Source organism: Paenibacillus lupini, from assembly GCF_011761355.1.
Classification (GTDB): Bacteria; Bacillota; Bacilli; order Paenibacillales; family Paenibacillaceae; genus Pristimantibacillus; species Pristimantibacillus lupini.
This window is the reverse complement of the sequence record NZ_JAASRW010000001.1, coordinates 659679-675538: the sequence shown is the minus strand read 5'-3', so window position 1 is coordinate 675538 and position 15860 is coordinate 659679. Positions and strand designations below refer to the sequence as shown.

The window sequence follows — 15860 nt, the reverse complement described above, 5'->3', positions numbered from 1 at the left end:
CTCTTTATCTCTCCTCTCTGAACAGCAGCTTGCGTTGAATAACGATGAAGATTAATACCATGATGAGCAGCACCACTGCCATTGCGGATGCGAGACCGAAGTTCTGATATTTGAACGCCGTATCAACCGTCTTAATGACAAAGGTCGATGTATCATTCGCACCAAGCAGCATGACATATGGAATATCGAATGCTTCGAGTGCTCCAGTCAAGGTGAGAATGAGCATCAGCTCCATGACTTTTCGAATGCTCGGCAAGGTAATGAACCTGAATTTCTGTCTGCTGTTTGCCCCGTCGATCGAAGCTGCTTCATACAAGTCACTCGGAATGGATTGCAGCGCTCCGATAAATATAACCATGTTGAGGCCCATGTACTTCCACATCGAGATAAAAGCAAGTGAGAAGTTCACGAGATGCTTGTTGCCAAGCCAGCTCTGCTGCCATGATTCCAATCCAATCGAGCCTAGCAGCACATTAAGTGAACCGTATTCCATGTGATACAGGTTTTTAAACATGATTACAGTTGCAACACTATGCAGCACGTAAGGGATGAACAGCATCGCCCGGAATCCGTTGCGACCGCGCAGCTTGCCGGTCAGAATAACCGCGAAGTACAGCGATAACGCAACCTGGACAAGTCCACCGATAAAATAATAGAGATTGTTCTTCAGTGCGCCGAATACTTCAGGTTTCGTGAATATTTCCTTGTAATTGTCGAGGCCAATGAAATTCATTTCCCAGCCTAGTCCAGTCCAATCGGTTAAGCTGTAATAGAGTAAGGAGATCGCTGGATAATACGAGAATGTCAGCGATAGCAGGACGGGAATCGTTAAAAATCCGAATAAAATTAGATAACGCTGTGTTTTGAAACTAAAATTAAACAATAGGCTCCCTCGCTTTCTGTTGGATGACTACACGCCGGTTTGTTAACGCTTACACCGAATTATAGGCGATTGGCTCTATTATTTTAATGGTCTTTGTTATTCTTTATTGTCTTTAATTAACATAACTTTTACCTAACAAGAATCACCTAACAATATCACGGTATTCTTTTGGCGTTTTACCGGTCATTTTTTTGAACACTTTAGTAAAATAAGCCGGATCCGCATAGCCTACTCTCTCGCCGACCATATACGTTTTCAAGCCCTGCTCATCGCGAAGCAGCCGTTTTGCCTGTTCAATTCTCTCCGTGGTCAAATAGTCGGTTATCGTTTCGCCTGTTTCGATTTTAAACAGCTTGCTCAGATAGCTTGGCGTCAAATAGACGAGATCAGCCAGACGCTGCAGTTCGATTTCTTCCGTATAATGCTTCTGAAGATACGCTTTAATGGTTTCAACCGCTTTATTCTCAGAACGTCCCTGCTCAAGCGTGAAAAACCGATTGTTCATATCCTCGCGCAGCTGATCGGCAAATGAACGCCAGTCCTCGAAGCTCTCAGGAGCAATCATCTTAATCGTCTCACTAATCGACTGCTGCTGACCAAGCCATTGCTTAATTTCCTCACTTATAAGCACATCCAGATCTGAGCATACTTCACTCAGCTCTTCCCAATTCAAACGGTACTTGGCACATTCCATCAGCCAGCTTTCGAAAGCACGTTTCGCCAATGCAAAGTCGCATACCTGAAGGGCTGGCAAAACCTCCTTATCGATAATACGAAGCAAACGATAACGCTCTTCCTTATGCGCTGTTTGGTTACTCATTCCCGAACACCAGCGCAGCTCGGTATTATACCAAGCATGTTGAAAAGCTGTCGAGGCTTCGCGAAAGGCATGTTGAAGCCAGATACTGCCGCAAAAAACACCACTAATTCCGATTTTCGCTTTCGTAAAGCTGGGCATTCGCTGCAGCAGTGTCACAGCGAGTTCTCGTACTGTATTCGCATGGTCATTCTCACCAACTGCCATCACCATTGCTTTTCGCTGACTATCGTTTCTTACAATTATGCATTCACGCTGCCAATCTGCTGTGAATTTCTCAAGCTGCTCATCCGTGATCGTCGGCTCAGCACCTATTAACAACACAGCATAATGCTCAGCAAACAAACGGCTGCGATCAAGCTCGCTGCTCACCTCATCCTTGAGTGTTGCTGGCATTTGCCTATCGTCAGCAAACAGCAGCAAACTGAGCAAATCCTCCGATTCAAGGCGTCTGCGGCTATTCTCCTGCTGCACACTCGCTTCTATCTTCGCAAGCATACGATTCAGTTCTTCTAAATTAACAGGTTTAAGCAGATACTCCTTAACCTCATAGCGCATCGCCTCTCTCGCAAATTCGAAATCATTGAAGCCGCTTAAGACGGCGAATTTCACCTTTTTCCGCGTACGGACTATTTTTTCAATGAGCTGAAGTCCGGTCATTTGCGGCATTTTAATATCTGTAATAATTAAATCCGGCTCCAGGTGTTCAAGTTCATTTAGTAGTTCCTGGCCGCTGCCATAGGAGCCGATAATGACATAGTTATCCCCTGCCTGTTCGATCAGCTTGCACAATCCGAGTCTAATCCGTTCCTCATCATCGACTACAATAATGTTCATAAGGTTATTCCTCCTTGTTTTGGAGTGATCGGAAGTTTAATGGACACCGTCGTTCCTTCATCTATCGCGCTGTCGACTGTAATCCCATAAGCTGGGCCATAGCGTAATTTGAGCCGCTCGTTTACATTCCTTAGACCAATACCCCGGCCTTCCCATTCCGGCATTTGCTCTGCATCAAGCATACTTCTCAGCCGCAGCAGCGCTGTTTCGTCCATGCCGCTGCCCTCGTCTTTGACGACAAAATATTGATCTCCGCCAGCTTGCATATAACCAATTGAAATAACCAAATCCCCCGTCTGCTCGTCGTAGGCATGATTAATCGCATTTTCAACGATTGGCTGGAAAAGCAGCTTCATGACTTCAATTTTCCCTACCGCAGAATCCTCAGGCAGCTTTAAGGAATAGCGAGTTCCATAACGATAGCTTAGAAGCTGCATATACATTCTTAAGTGCTCCCATTCCTGCTCGGCTTGTACCGTCTCGCTTCCCGCATGAATGCTATAACGAAGTTGCTGCCCAAGCAGCTGCACCATCTGACCAACTTCCGGATCATCATTGATGACGGCAGTCATCCGAATGGACTCGAGTGTGTTGTAGATAAAATGAGGATTGATTTGGCGTTGCAAGCTTTCCAGTTCAATCTGATTTTTGCGCTGCTCGATCCGGTAAATATCCTCAATCAAAGATACGATGCGCCCCATCATCCGGTTAAAAGCATTACCAACCATGCCTACCTCATCACGCCGCCTGATGGGGAACATCACATCCAGCTTGCCGGACTGAACCTGCTTCATCAGCTTAACAAGCGAGCGCAGCGGTTTGGTTAATGCAAAAATGGTGATTAACGAGATGACGAACGCCAGACACATCGTGAAAATGGCCGCTGCCGTCGTATAATTGCGTGTTCTCATCGCTTCATACATGAGTTGCTTCTCAGGTATAGAGATTAGCATCAGCCAACCAGATTCCTCTGATTTGCGGTATATAACCAGCTGCGATTGATCCTTTTTACCGATATGGAAGCTGCCTTCTTTGCCGGTTACCTGCTTCAACAGCTCATTATCCGATAAATTTTGCAATAAGTATTTTTGCTCACTGTCATAGATGACGCTATTCTGCTCATCCAAGATAAGCGTTGTACCATGCGTCGTCGCATCCAAATCCTGAACAATATTAGTAATAACCGAAATGTTAGCATCAACGGCGATGAGCCCAATAGGGTTATATGATTTATCAATAATTTCCCGAACCACTGTAAACACATACTGTTTGCGGTTAACCGTGGTCACTTCCTGTGTGCTGACAAGGACAGGTTTGCCATGCGCTTCATGAGCAATTTGCTGCCAATTCCCGTAATAGTCGCTCAGATTCGACCGTACGCCTCCACTCTTTATCACATAATAGGGATTTCCGTAACGATCAAATAGATAGATATTGCTCGTACCCTCTTTTATATTGTTCATAAAATAAATACTGCTCTCGATTTTACGTTGGATTTTAAGCTTGACCGTGTCATCCGCAGCCGAAGTGTTGGATAATGTCCCCTTAACTTCATGCTCCTTCTCATAGTAGTCGTTGGATAGCTTCAACCCTGCTTGAATTTCATCCAAATAAGACGGGATAATCGAGATTTTTTTCATGTCCACCGTGTAGTCGTCAAGCTTGCTTATCATCTTATCTGTAAGTTCCGAAGCATAAGATACCGTGTTCGACTCGATCGTTTGCGTGTATCGCTGCGCAGATAATAAAGTAAGTAAAGCAATGGGAAGCAGAATAAGCAGAACAAAAACGATTAACAGCTTCGCTTCCATCCGTGTAGACGGCCATTCCGTCCATATTCGCAAGCGGGAACCCCATTTACTCATGTTGTCATCTCCTTTAACCGAATGTCCGGTTAGCCGCCTTTCTTAAGCGCTGTTGATTCGCGTATGATGAATTCTCCTGCAAGCAATACTTTTTCCTGCAGATTGTCAGGATGGTCTAATCTTCTGAGAAGCATCTCCACAGCCCGACGGCCGAGTGCTTCCTTCTGAACATTAACAGTACTCAGCGCCGGTTTAGCCCATTCCGCATCCTGGATGTTATCAAAGCCTGTAACGGAGCATTGCTCCGGAACCTGCACTGACAGCTTGCCCAGTACGGTCATCATACAGATGGCTATTGAATCGTTCGCGCAGACAAAGGCCGTCGGAAGCCGCTGTTCATTAATAAGTTCTTTCACAATGGCTTCCAGCGCCTCGGTCATTTCACTCCGATTCTCGCCTTCAAATGAAATTAGTCCTTCTTCCTGATTCAGCGCCAGCCCATGCTCCTCCATCATTGTGCGGTAACCGTTATATCGGTCAATGAAGCTTCGCGCATAGCGGGTATTGCCGACGAATTGCAGCTTGCTATGGCCGCAGCCGATCAAATAGTTGGTGACACGTCTTGTACATTCCACATTATTCATGAATAGAACATCCGAAGGAATAAGGGGGTCCTCATGATCAACGAGAACAAATGGAATGCCGAGATTCCGAATTTCGAGCAGCATCTTGGAAGCAATAAAACCGACGCCAATAATGCCTAACACGCCACTTGGATTAATGAGATTCGAGAAGTTGTCCTTGAAATATTCGGTTACAACTAGAGCGCTGATGTCGCGGTCGGCGAGCTCCTCCGTAATACCGTCAATAATACGTCCCCAGAAATAGGAATCCCGCGTTTGATACCTCACTTTCGGTACAAGCAAAATAACGGTATCTCGTGTATTGGTATTAACCGATACAGGTTTATTTCGTTTCGAGGTAGTCTTCGTTTGTTTATTGACAAAATAGCCAAGTTGAGTGGCAACGCTTACAATTTTGTCTCTTGTTTCTGCACTGACACCACCCGGCTTCCCCGAAAGCGCTTTAGATACTGCGAATTTTGAAACCCCAAGATGATCAGCGATTTGCTGCATCGTAACTTTATTGACCATAGATTAGGCACATCCTTTGCTAATTTAGCTTTATAAGCGATATCATAACATAACTTTTGTTAGGTAAAAATAGTTTTGTTTTAGCTAACAATATGCTTTTCCGTGCTAACGGACTACTCCAACGAAGGTATCAAGTTACTGGACAATAAAAAGCCCCTCAGCTGATCAACAGCTAAGAGGCCTTGAAATAAGCATCGTGGTCCCGCTTCCATTCCCTGATTCGTCTAGGAAGGTGCGATTGCTTGATGCAGCGCATCAATGTAGGTTGATCCCAGCTTGGATAGCGCTGTACTCCGATGGGCTATCCATCCCACATTAATCGTTTCTTCGGTATCAAGTGGAATCGGAATAATCTCATTCCCATTCAGATCCGCACTTAGTACACCGGTTGAAATCGTATAACCATTTAAGCCAATCAACAGATTAAATAATGTCGCGCGGTCGTTTACACGGATGCTTTTCTTATGGGATAACGTACTTAGAATTTCCTCGGCAAAATGGAAGGAGTTATATTCCCCCTGATCAAAGGATAGATACGGGTACTCATCGAGCTGGTCAATGGTAACCTTCTTTTGCTTGGCCAGCGGATTTTTGATGCTGATAAAAATATGAGGCTTCGCGGTGAATAGACTGGTAAACTGCAGGTTCGAATCCTTCAACAGCTTGTTGATCACTTTCCCGTTGAATTCGTTCAGATATAGGATACCAATCTCGCTGCGCAAGCTCTTCACATCTTCAATGATCTCGTAAGTCTTCGTCTCACGTAATGATAGCTCATATTCCTCCTGCCCATATTCCTGCACCAGGCTAACAAATGCATTCACGGCAAAGGCATAATGCTGAGTCGACACGGAAAAATGCTGCGGTGACGGCTTCGCGTTCAGATACCTGCTCTCCAGCAGCTCCGCCTGCTCCACGACTTGACGGGCGTAGCTTAGAAATTCGACACCCTCCTTTGAGAGGGAAATACCTTTGTTAGAACGCTCGAATATTGCCAGCTGCAGCTCTTCTTCCAAGTCTTTGATGGCATTAGACAGCGTTGGCTGCGAAATAAACAGCCGCTTGGCGGCTTCATTAATAGAGCCCCGGTTCGCGACTTCAATGATGTACTTTAGTTGTTGCAGCGTCAAAACATTTCTCCCCCTCTAAGCATCCGAATCACCAGGCCGCCAGCCTGTTTCCTGTGACCAGAGATGAGCCTTATGTACAATATCCCAGACAATCGGCCCTTTGCCTTCCACATATTTGATCCGATCATGCTTGTAAAGTTCAAATAACCGATGCTTTTCCTCCCCATATCGGTGGCAGTCCTCCTGATGTTCGCGCAAATAATCACGAAACAGCAGATTAAGCTGTTCAGCAAAGCTGCCGGCTTGTCTCACATGGAGATGAGTTCTTCGCGCACCTGGCGCTTCACGGAAATATCGTTTCGATTTATCCTCATTCTCACCTCTGAACACAAAGCCTATTTGTTCTATCTCAGGCCTATAGCTGGTTAAATCCTCAATATCCATCACCGAAACTTGAATATCAATAATCGGCTTGGCATCTAGCCCCTCAACGGAGGTTGACCCTATATGATCAATTCGAATCGCTAATTCCCCTAGAGCTGCTCTTAAGTTAGAGCCGATCTCTAGAAATACCATTCGCCACTGCGGATCATGCTCCGCGATCCTCCACTGATCTTCCATCGCTGCATCCCCTTTGTACTCCTTAATCCTCATCCTCAAACAACTCAGCTAACACCGTCTTCCGGTTTTCCAGAAATCTTCTTGTCACTATATAATGAAGGGTATCTTCATAACGGATCTCCTCCACCGGCTGGTCATCAAAATTCAAGATTCGAGCATCCGGATACCCCAGCAGAATGGGAGAATGAGTGGCGATAATAAACTGAGCCTCATCTGATAAATCCTTAATCACACGCATTAAGGCTAGTTGACGAGCAGGTGACAATGCAGCCTCTGGCTCATCAAGCAGGTAGATCGCTTTTTTCCCAAAACGATGCTTAAACAAAGACAGGAATGCTTCCCCGTGTGATTGCTGATGTAAGGAGCGCCCTCCATAATTTCGTAGAGTATCTGCACCCAGCGTATCGATATAAGAGGCAAAGTGATAAAAAGTTTCCGCACGCAGAAAGAATCCGTTCGTTACCTTAGGCATCCAGGAAAGCCGAATGGCATTTCCTAATATCGCAGCTGAAGAATCAACCTCATATTCGTTATTCCTGCTTCCACCCGCTGTATGAAACCCGCATTGATACGCGATAGCTTCAAGCAGCGTTGACTTCCCTGACCCATTTTCCCCAACCAGAAACGTCACGTTTGTATGAAAATGCAGCTTGTCCATCGTCTTAATCGCTGGAATTGAGAATGGATACGCCCTCTCATCCAAATCTTCATCCCGCCTGATTTCCACGCTTCGTAGAAACATAACCGGTCAACTCCTATTAGTCCTTCGACAATGATAACTTCATTATCGCTATCCTGATACCTATCTGCAAGCTGAACACAAAAAGAACTATCCCGTATAGGACAGTTCTGCTGCCTTACATTAAATTTCATCTACGATTAAGATTGAATACGTGGTTTATCCGCCTGGCAATTCGGATTTGGAACCAGCCCCAGCTGCGCAAGCTTGGTCAGGTAGTAACATTCTTCCCTCATCATATGATCCGGCATCAACGGACTAATTCGATCCAACACTTCATCCGATAATTCAAGCTCCTCCAGCTCCTTCAGAAAACCAACAAACAGCTTCATCTCCATGTCGATTTCCTTATGAAGCCTGCGGAATGCTGGGAAGTCTTTCAGCTCTGTCCTCATGTATCCGGCAAGCTCCACACTTTTTAAATACAGCTGTTGAAAATGTATTTCAAATTGCTCTGTTCGCTTGATTAGAGGTTTCTCTACCATATCCAAGTCGCTTCCGATCGCCGCTGCGTGCCCTGCTGCATCTGGCAGCCATAAGAAATCATGATGCAGGGCATCAAACTGAGGTACCGGTTTGCCTGCGACTAATTCATGAAGAATTCTCAAATATTCCTCTAGCTCATTCACCATATGATTTAGAAAGGTTGGGGTAAGCATAATCTTCACTTTGCCAAGTATCGCTCTCTCGAGCAGATCCAGCTTGAAGGCCCGAAATTCAGTTGTTAGATCACAAGCCTGCTTGCTGATCGAGTGACAATCTGCTTCAGAAGAAGACTGCCTTGCATAATCAAGCAATTGATCATAAGCAGCAATGTAATAATTCGCGAGCTTGATATCATTCATCTCAACTGGTGATAAAGTATTGAATATAAATCGGGCATGATCACCCATAATTTGCAGCCAGAAGCGATGCTCATACCATTCAGACTGTGCCATGCACGGATCCCTCCTCTGGTACCATTATTTTAGAGGGTATGAAAAGATCCGATCAGATATAACGAAATTACCATTAACCTTGCTTTGGCTTTATCGTAAATAGAGCAATTAAAGCAGCTACAGTACAGCAGACGGTCAGCACCCAGAATAGTGATGTCTTTGAATTCTCAATTAATAATGCAGCAACTGGTGGTCCGGCCGCCACTCCTAGAAATCGGATGCTGCTGTAGAAGGAAGTGACAGTTCCCCGCTGTTCTTTCTCGATTCCTTCTGTCAGAAGTGCATCAAGGCTTGGAAGCGCAGCTCCAAGTCCTATTGAAGCTGCAAACAGGATTGAGATGATGACCCAAAGTGTATCTGTTCGACCCAAGGCCAAAAAGATCAAGCAGCCCGCAGCTTCAACAAAGCCAATGACACTAATCCACTTCATTAACTTCTTGTTCTGGCCAATCCATTTGCCAATAGCCCATGAGGTGGAGCATAAAGCAGCAAGTGGAATCGCAACAAGACAGCCCTTCAGAATGCCATGGCTCCCTCGTTCCTCCAGTGTTTCGGAGAGATAAAATAAGGATGCAAATATTGCGAACATATTGATGCCGCCCGAAATATACACACCCCACAGCCATCTTCCTTTTTCATGGAATAAAGCAACAACCGAATGGACGAACTTCTTAAAAGGTACCGCTGGCTTCTTATCTTTAGGGGCTTTGACCCAAACGGCAACAAGTACAAAGGAAATCATACTAAACACCGGTATGAACCAAAATGGCATATACCAGGTCCACATGGCTAAGGCAGATCCAATAATCGGAGCAAGTACTTTACCAAAGGTGTTGGCTGTTTCTACAAGGCCAAGACCACTGCTGACATCCTCTTCTTTCTTGAACAAATCACCAACAAGGGGTAATACTACAGGAAAGCAAGCTGCTGCGCCTAATCCTTGAAACAATCTTCCGGTCATCACTAAGGCATACGGTTTATCAAAGGCAACTGCTGCCCATCCGCAAAAAGCACCTGCTGCGGCGACAAGTAACAATCCGGGTAATATAACCTTTTTCCGTCCAACCCGATCTGATAAATAACCCGTGATTGGAATAAACAGAATGGCAATTACCGCATATGCCGTAATCAATAAGCTTGATTGTACAGCGCTGATTCCCATCGCTTTCTGCATTGAAGGAAGAACAGGAATAAGGATGGAATTAGCTAAAGTCATCGTTAAAGGTATTGTCGCAATTGAAGCTAGATCTCGTTGCTTCTTCTTCTCCATGACTTCCTCCAAGTGAACCAGTCGGAATTAACATAACGGTTATTAGAATGAGCTTCTTACGCTCAAATTATAAGCAGCTCGGATCGGAATATTAATCGTTCATAATGGGACTCTATTATGTGTTCTTTAAATCAAAGGAGGAATTCAAATATGCAATTTACAAACAACCAAGCAAGTCAGTCCCTTCATCAATGTGAGCAAATGATCCAACAGCTTGTTAATCAGACACAGCAAGCCAGCCATAATTATCAAATGCTCTTACAGCAAGAGCAGCAAAATGCACAACGCCTTGAGGAATTAGCAGCTCGTGAGCAGAAGGCTGCTCAAATTATCCAAACGGCTTTGCAAGGTCATCAAACGGCTCTTCAACAGCTGCACCAAGTATCCCAGATCTGCAAACAAGTGGAGAATATGATTCACTCGCAATATAACTCCCCGATTTCACAATCGTATAACCAATCTCCTTCCATTAACCCGGGATATGCTGCGCACTCGTATAATAGTTACAATTCTCATAACGAAGACATAAATTCTCCTTACAGATCCATGCAATAAGATCAAGACATATCAAGCCCGCAGCATGCTTCATGCCTGTTCGGGCTTGTTTTTTAGCTATCTGGCCTTTCCATAATCCTTCGCTTTGAAATGCAGTTGACAATCCACCTTCACCTCAGGATATACTTCACGCCAATTCATACCTTTCCAGTCTTTATAGGACATGCTGTTGCGAACGTGCATGCCGATCCCTAAGCTGTCTACCTTCTTTTCCTGCAACTGCTTCATTATTCGATTCGCCCGTTCAGATAAAAGCTGCGAAACTTTATTCTCTATCTGGTGCCGCTGTGCATCATCGCTTAATTTTAAATCTCCGATATATTCATGAATAGACCCTTTGATCATCGCTTTAATCACGACATGAATGGGTTCATTTGCTTTATGCTCAACATATACCTTTTTACTACTGATCATTGAAGTGAACATGATGTAGTTTTGAGCATTATCGTCATTTTTACTATTCAAGTCGAGACTCATTGATCCTTTCTTGAAATTCCCTCTCAAGATACAGAAAACTAAGGCATCTTTGCTGTTAATTTTGCCTACAAAATCATAATCCCGAAATAATGCAATACCATCCGTTGTAATATTCTCTCCATCATCTTTAATAACAGGTGCGACTGGATCCACACCATCATCATAATAATCGCGTTCGAATTCATACAACGTTGTTCTGGGAATTTGATGATTAGTACTTTCCTTCTCTAATAACCGATTGATATACTTATCTGTAGACAAATGCTGCTTATAATTCTTGAAAAGCAACTCCTTCGCATTACCATTTACTATAGCGATTTTAACCAGTGGAGAGATTGAGGTATCCCTTACTATGCCTTTGATTTGATCGGAGAGACTTTTACGTGCAAGCGCTTCTGAATAGAGCAGCACGCGAATTTGGCCATTGACAAGTAATAAATCCGTTTGTTGGGCAAATTTAAGCCTCACATCCTTGGAACTCTTCCCAATTGCGGAATGTAGCTCTCTCACTAATTTAATGGTTGGGTCAGCTCTTGGAATGCTGATTCCAACTTCTATCTGGTTATCCTCTACGAGATCGTAGCTGCCTGCATATGTGAAACCAATTCGTTCCAAGATACGATAATCACAGCCCGGAAGTACAATCAGCGTAACCAGCGTGAGTAAGAATAACAGCATTCTATTCATGAGCAGGCCTGCTTCCGATATTTTGGAATAGGAGAACAACAATTAGCACAAGAGGCAACCCGACCGCAATCCCGCATTCGATTAAACTTAATGTACTTAGCCAATCTCCTACCTCATTCAACGTATCCGGAATATAAGCAATGACGAAACAAGACAGCATAAGCATAAAAGCTAGAAAATTAACCTTTAGCCTAGGGAAAACTTGCTTCAACATCTCGAGTGCACACCATTCATAGGTCACCACAGAGAACAGGACGGTAAATAAAATAAATCCAAACAGCAAATTTTCCATCCGCTCAACGAAAGGAAACCGGATATACGCCAGCATCTCCAGTAAAGGAAAGGCCTTACTCTTTAATTGTTCCAGACTATATACTCCGAATGTAATCAAGGCGAGATAGAGGTAAGTCAGAGTCGTGATTGAATTACCTAACATAGCGGACTTAATAAGCTTGGTCTTCTGATTCGTATAAGCGAACATGAGAAGAATCGTCTCGTATCCAACGAACGAAGAATAAATATCAAGACTTTCCAGCAAACTTAATTTTCCACCCTTAAACAGGAATGGTGTCATTCTTGACCAGCTAAAATCCGCGTAAAAGAAAAACAGAAGCAGGACGAACCAAACAATTAGCCAGAAGAAAACGGTGGAAGCTTTAGCGATATTATATAGACCCATCGTTAATAACCAGAACACCAATATATCAAGTATTAAGTTAAATTCCATTGGACTTGTTGTTGGAAAAGCATACATCTGAAATATCAATATATATTCTTTCCCTGCCATACAGCCAAGTAAAGCCCAGACTAAAGCCAATGCGAGATACACAGGGACCAGCATAAATTTCGGAATGGATTGCTCTAAAATTCGAAATATCGATTTTCCCTGCCCCAGTTTATATACCACACCAATCAACAATATATTCAACGTTGCCAAGATGCCAAATCCAAACAACGTAATCCAGCCATTCGTCCCAAAATTCTCAGCAAGCAGTTGCGGAAGAATGAGGCCCATAACACCGGTTTGGATCATATATATAAAGATCGTTGTATGGAAGGGAGATAGCTTTTCTGAAGTCTCCATGTATTCACCGCCTGGTCTTATTGCGTACCTTATTGGGAGAATCGCTTTGTGTCGGCCTCGCGCGAAGCGAGCTGAAAGGAGCACGAATAAAGATATCCTTCCAGTCTTTCGGCTCGAATGGTGCGACAGGATTCAAATAAGACGATCCCAAGCTGGTCAGGCTGCTCAAGTGGATCACAATCGCGGTAATACCAAACAAAATACCCAGATTGCCAAATAAGCCGGCTAAAAGAATCAATCCAAACCGAATTAACCGGATCGAAGCACTCATCACATAGCTTGGAATAACAAAGGATGCAATCGCTGATGAAGCGACTGCAATAATGAGAATGTTGCTCGTTAAACCTGCTTGTACGGCCGCCTGACCAATTACGATACCGCCAACGATACCGATGGTTTGACCGATCTTGGTCGGCAGTCTCGCCCCCGCTTCCCTCAGCAGTTCAATCGTTACTTCCATCAGTAATGCCTCATATAATGGCGGAAATGGCACCCTGCTTCGCGATTCTGTTAAGGTAAGTATCAGATTTTCCGGGATCATCTCATAATGGAAGGTCGTTACAGATACATACATGGCCGTGAAGCTGATCGTAATGATAAACGCTATGAAGCGCAGCAGCCTAATGGCACTTCCTAGAATCCATCGCTGATAATAATCATCCGAGGATGAGAAAAATTCAAAGAAGGATGTGGGTGCTGTAAATGCTGACGGACTCCCGTCTACCATGCCAACCACACGACCGGCTACAAGCTTGGACACGATCGCATCCGGACGCTCGGAAGTTAGAAATTGAGGGAAAATTGAATATTTATTATCATCCATATACTGAATGATCATATTCGTATCGAGAATGGCATCCACTTCAATTTTTTCAATACGCTTCTTGGCTTCATCGACGAATCGCATATTAACGATATCTTTTATATACAACAAATAAACCTCTGTCTTCGAAACTTCCCCAACAGACAGCTTGATTACTTTCAAATGTGAGCTCCGTAATCTTGCACGGATCATAGCCAGGCTAGTATTAATCTGCTCGGTAAAGGCATCATGAGGACCTGTGATAACCGTCTCGGTCTCGGACTGGCTGATCGATCGGTTCTCGGGACTATAGACGTTAAATACGAAAGCATTAGGACCATGAAATACGCCTACGCCACCGGCCAAAATGTTCAAGATCAGATCTTTGCTGCTATTCGTGTGAAAAGGTTGTAGATGCAGTAGCATCTTTGATACTTCCTGCTCAGTCCCGGTTAATAATGGTGATAAAATATGACGGCTTAATTTTTCCTTATCCACCAATTGATCAAAGTAGATAAGCTCCACTTGATGCTCAGGAAATGATTCATGAGTCACATCACTGCAATCTTTGAATTCTTCTAGCGTGTGTGCAAGTGTTGGCGGTTGGTTGTCCTGATCAGGAAGGTTAGCTGATGAATCATTATTTGGATTCGATCCTGACTCCTTAATCATCATTTGTCGCAGTACTTGAGATAACGTCATTTGCACACCTCTCTGAAAGGATAGGTTAGATCGCAACCTTATTTTGCATATCTTTCCTGAAAATTAACCAAAAAAAACCGCGATCAATGATCGCGGCTTCTTAAATCAGTCATTTAGTAAAGATTAGTTTTCTCTTGTACGGTTACTTGGAGCTCTCCATTCTCCGCAACGGAATCAATGCTTACATCAGCTCGACCGTTATAACCGTTCTCGATATATCCGAACACTATCATTTCTTGATGAGCTTGCCCTTCAATATAAATAAGATTAATTGAGCCTTCTCCGAAATTCTTTGGATGAACATGAATCGTCTTTACAGAACGCGGTTCCATCTCAAACTCCTTAGAACCATTGGGATAGGTTATAACCAAATGAGATATGGATTGTTCCATATTGTTATGGACAGTAATCCGGAAACCAACCTCTGTTCGATGTGAAATGGATAAGATCAGGACGGCAAGAACAAATAATAGAATAACAGCAGCAAAAACTTTCCGCATCGTTACCTCCTAAAAAGAATGATCGTGTTCCCCGTTCTAAATGTTCCTATTTGCTCTCTGGTACAGAGAAACCGTATTTCACAAATACATCAAGTGCCTCCTGCGATTGCAGATAGGTATAAAACTCTTCAGCTTCTTTGCTGTGTTTCGTTGCTTTGACAATCCCAATCGGATATTGAATAGATGTGTATGTAGCCGGATCAACGGTAAAAGCAATCTTCACTTTATCGGATGTCAACGCATCGGTCTTGTAGACAAACCCTGCATCAGCGTTGCCAGTCTCTACATATTGCAGCACTTGACGCACGTCTTTGGCTTGCACTGCTTTGGACTGAAGGGAATCCCACATGTTCGCGTTCGTTAATGATTCTTTCGCATAATTACCTGCCGGCACACTTTCCGGAATACCGATGGCGATATGAGAGAATTCCGCTTTGGATAAATCTGCAACTGATGTGATTGCGGATGTACTGTCTGACGGAACCACTACGACAAGTTCATTGCTTAATAGATTGATCTGTTGGTCTGTATCGATCAATTGCTTATCAACAAGTGCTTTCAAGTTCTTAGCTGCTGCGGACAGGAACAGATCCGCTGGGGCTCCCTGCTCAATCTGCCGCTGAAGCGCTCCTGAAGCACCAAAGTTGAATTGCAATTTGATTGCTGAATGCTCTTCTTCGTAAGTCTTCTGGATTTCCGTTAGCGCATCCGTTAGGCTGGCTGCCGCAGATATGGTGAGTTTAACTTGGCTTTGAGCAGCGTTGTTCTCATCCCCATTTGCCTTCCCACATCCAGCCATCACGAGCACCATCATAACTAGACCTAACAAAATCGCATAATTCCTTACCCTTTGAACCATTCCATCTCCTCCAAATTATATCTAGTTATATCTATTTATATCCACTTATATCATAACCGC

At 43.9% G+C, this 15860-nt stretch carries 15 protein-coding genes; 1 reads left to right on the top strand and 14 read right to left on the bottom strand.

Going from position 1 to position 15860, the window contains the following annotated elements; all coding sequences use genetic code 11:
- Positions 1-4: 4 nt before the first annotated feature.
- The 9 genes from FHS17_RS03320 to FHS17_RS03280 all read right to left on the bottom strand — a co-directional run bounded on the left by FHS17_RS03320 (position 5) and on the right by FHS17_RS03280 (position 10134).
- Complete coding sequence (locus FHS17_RS03320) at positions 5-883, bottom strand: carbohydrate ABC transporter permease (RefSeq protein WP_167274450.1); 879 nt, start codon at positions 881-883, stop codon at positions 5-7.
- Positions 884-1025: 142 nt separating this feature from the next.
- The gene (locus FHS17_RS03315; protein ID WP_167274445.1) at positions 1026-2537 is read right to left on the bottom strand and encodes a response regulator transcription factor; all 1512 of its coding nucleotides are present in this window, start codon (positions 2535-2537) and stop codon (positions 1026-1028) included.
- Positions 2534-4402 (bottom strand): sensor histidine kinase, encoded by a 1869-nt coding sequence (locus tag FHS17_RS03310; protein WP_167274441.1) that lies wholly within the window; start codon positions 4400-4402, stop codon positions 2534-2536. Before FHS17_RS03310 ends, FHS17_RS03315 begins: the two co-directional genes overlap by 4 nt.
- 29 nt (positions 4403-4431) lie before the next feature.
- The gene (locus tag FHS17_RS03305) at positions 4432-5496 is read right to left on the bottom strand and encodes a LacI family DNA-binding transcriptional regulator (protein WP_167274438.1); all 1065 of its coding nucleotides are present in this window, start codon (positions 5494-5496) and stop codon (positions 4432-4434) included.
- Positions 5497-5720: 224 nt separating this feature from the next.
- A complete protein-coding gene (locus FHS17_RS03300) occupies positions 5721-6626 on the bottom strand; it encodes a LysR family transcriptional regulator (RefSeq protein WP_167274433.1) in 906 nt (301 codons plus the stop codon).
- 15 nt (positions 6627-6641) lie between these two features.
- Positions 6642-7187 (bottom strand): GrpB family protein, encoded by a 546-nt coding sequence (locus FHS17_RS03295; RefSeq protein ID WP_167274430.1) that lies wholly within the window; start codon positions 7185-7187, stop codon positions 6642-6644.
- A gap of 22 nt (positions 7188-7209) precedes the next feature.
- A complete protein-coding gene (locus FHS17_RS03290; RefSeq protein ID WP_167274424.1) occupies positions 7210-7929 on the bottom strand; it encodes an AAA family ATPase in 720 nt (239 codons plus the stop codon).
- 137 nt (positions 7930-8066) lie between these two features.
- Complete coding sequence (locus tag FHS17_RS03285) at positions 8067-8864, bottom strand: DUF2935 domain-containing protein (RefSeq protein ID WP_167274420.1); 798 nt, start codon at positions 8862-8864, stop codon at positions 8067-8069.
- A gap of 73 nt (positions 8865-8937) precedes the next feature.
- Positions 8938-10134, bottom strand: coding sequence for an MFS transporter (locus FHS17_RS03280; protein WP_167274415.1), 1197 nt, complete (start codon positions 10132-10134; stop codon positions 8938-8940).
- 150 nt (positions 10135-10284) lie between these two features.
- Here FHS17_RS03280 and FHS17_RS03275 point away from each other — a divergent pair, with 150 nt between their 5' ends.
- Positions 10285-10689, top strand: coding sequence for a hypothetical protein (locus FHS17_RS03275; RefSeq protein ID WP_167274411.1), 405 nt, complete (start codon positions 10285-10287; stop codon positions 10687-10689).
- A 57-nt stretch (positions 10690-10746) separates the two neighbouring features.
- Here FHS17_RS03275 and FHS17_RS03270 read toward each other — a convergent pair whose 3' ends face one another.
- The 5 genes from FHS17_RS03270 to modA form a co-directional block, all read right to left on the bottom strand.
- Positions 10747-11853, bottom strand: a complete 1107-nt coding sequence (locus FHS17_RS03270) for a Ger(x)C family spore germination protein (RefSeq protein ID WP_167274408.1) — start codon at positions 11851-11853, stop codon at positions 10747-10749.
- Positions 11846-12937 carry a GerAB/ArcD/ProY family transporter gene (locus tag FHS17_RS03265; RefSeq protein WP_167274404.1) on the bottom strand — a complete coding sequence of 364 codons (1092 nt, stop codon included), beginning with the start codon at positions 12935-12937 and terminating at the stop codon, positions 11846-11848. The genes FHS17_RS03270 and FHS17_RS03265 overlap by 8 nt, the downstream gene beginning before the upstream one ends.
- A gap of 4 nt (positions 12938-12941) precedes the next feature.
- Positions 12942-14441: a spore germination protein gene (locus FHS17_RS03260; protein WP_167274401.1), complete on the bottom strand. Its 1500-nt coding sequence runs from the start codon at positions 14439-14441 to the stop codon at positions 12942-12944.
- Between the two features lie 113 nt (positions 14442-14554).
- Entirely contained in the window at positions 14555-14941 is a 387-nt protein-coding gene (locus FHS17_RS03255) for a hypothetical protein (RefSeq protein ID WP_167274397.1), read from the bottom strand.
- Between the two features lie 46 nt (positions 14942-14987).
- Positions 14988-15740: a molybdate ABC transporter substrate-binding protein gene (gene modA, locus FHS17_RS03250; protein ID WP_415639867.1), complete on the bottom strand. Its 753-nt coding sequence runs from the start codon at positions 15738-15740 to the stop codon at positions 14988-14990.
- Positions 15741-15860 lie beyond the last annotated feature (120 nt).

Coding starts and splice junctions, on each gene's coding strand:
- FHS17_RS03315 (WP_167274445.1), bottom strand. CDS start 2,537: ATGAACATTATTGTAGTCGATGATGAGGAACGGATTAGACTCGGATTG.
- FHS17_RS03310 (WP_167274441.1), bottom strand. CDS start 4,402: ATGAGTAAATGGGGTTCCCGCTTGCGAATATGGACGGAATGGCCGTCT.
- FHS17_RS03305 (WP_167274438.1), bottom strand. CDS start 5,496: ATGGTCAATAAAGTTACGATGCAGCAAATCGCTGATCATCTTGGGGTT.
- FHS17_RS03295 (WP_167274430.1), bottom strand. CDS start 7,187: ATGGAAGATCAGTGGAGGATCGCGGAGCATGATCCGCAGTGGCGAATG.
- FHS17_RS03290 (WP_167274424.1), bottom strand. CDS start 7,929: ATGTTTCTACGAAGCGTGGAAATCAGGCGGGATGAAGATTTGGATGAG.
- FHS17_RS03285 (WP_167274420.1), bottom strand. CDS start 8,864: ATGGCACAGTCTGAATGGTATGAGCATCGCTTCTGGCTGCAAATTATG.
- FHS17_RS03280 (WP_167274415.1), bottom strand. CDS start 10,134: ATGGAGAAGAAGAAGCAACGAGATCTAGCTTCAATTGCGACAATACCT.
- FHS17_RS03275 (WP_167274411.1), top strand. CDS start 10,285: ATGCAATTTACAAACAACCAAGCAAGTCAGTCCCTTCATCAATGTGAG.
- FHS17_RS03270 (WP_167274408.1), bottom strand. CDS start 11,853: ATGAATAGAATGCTGTTATTCTTACTCACGCTGGTTACGCTGATTGTA.
- FHS17_RS03265 (WP_167274404.1), bottom strand. CDS start 12,937: ATGGAGACTTCAGAAAAGCTATCTCCCTTCCATACAACGATCTTTATA.
- FHS17_RS03260 (WP_167274401.1), bottom strand. CDS start 14,441: ATGACGTTATCTCAAGTACTGCGACAAATGATGATTAAGGAGTCAGGA.
- FHS17_RS03255 (WP_167274397.1), bottom strand. CDS start 14,941: ATGCGGAAAGTTTTTGCTGCTGTTATTCTATTATTTGTTCTTGCCGTC.
- modA (WP_415639867.1), bottom strand. CDS start 15,740: ATGGCTGGATGTGGGAAGGCAAATGGGGATGAGAACAACGCTGCTCAA.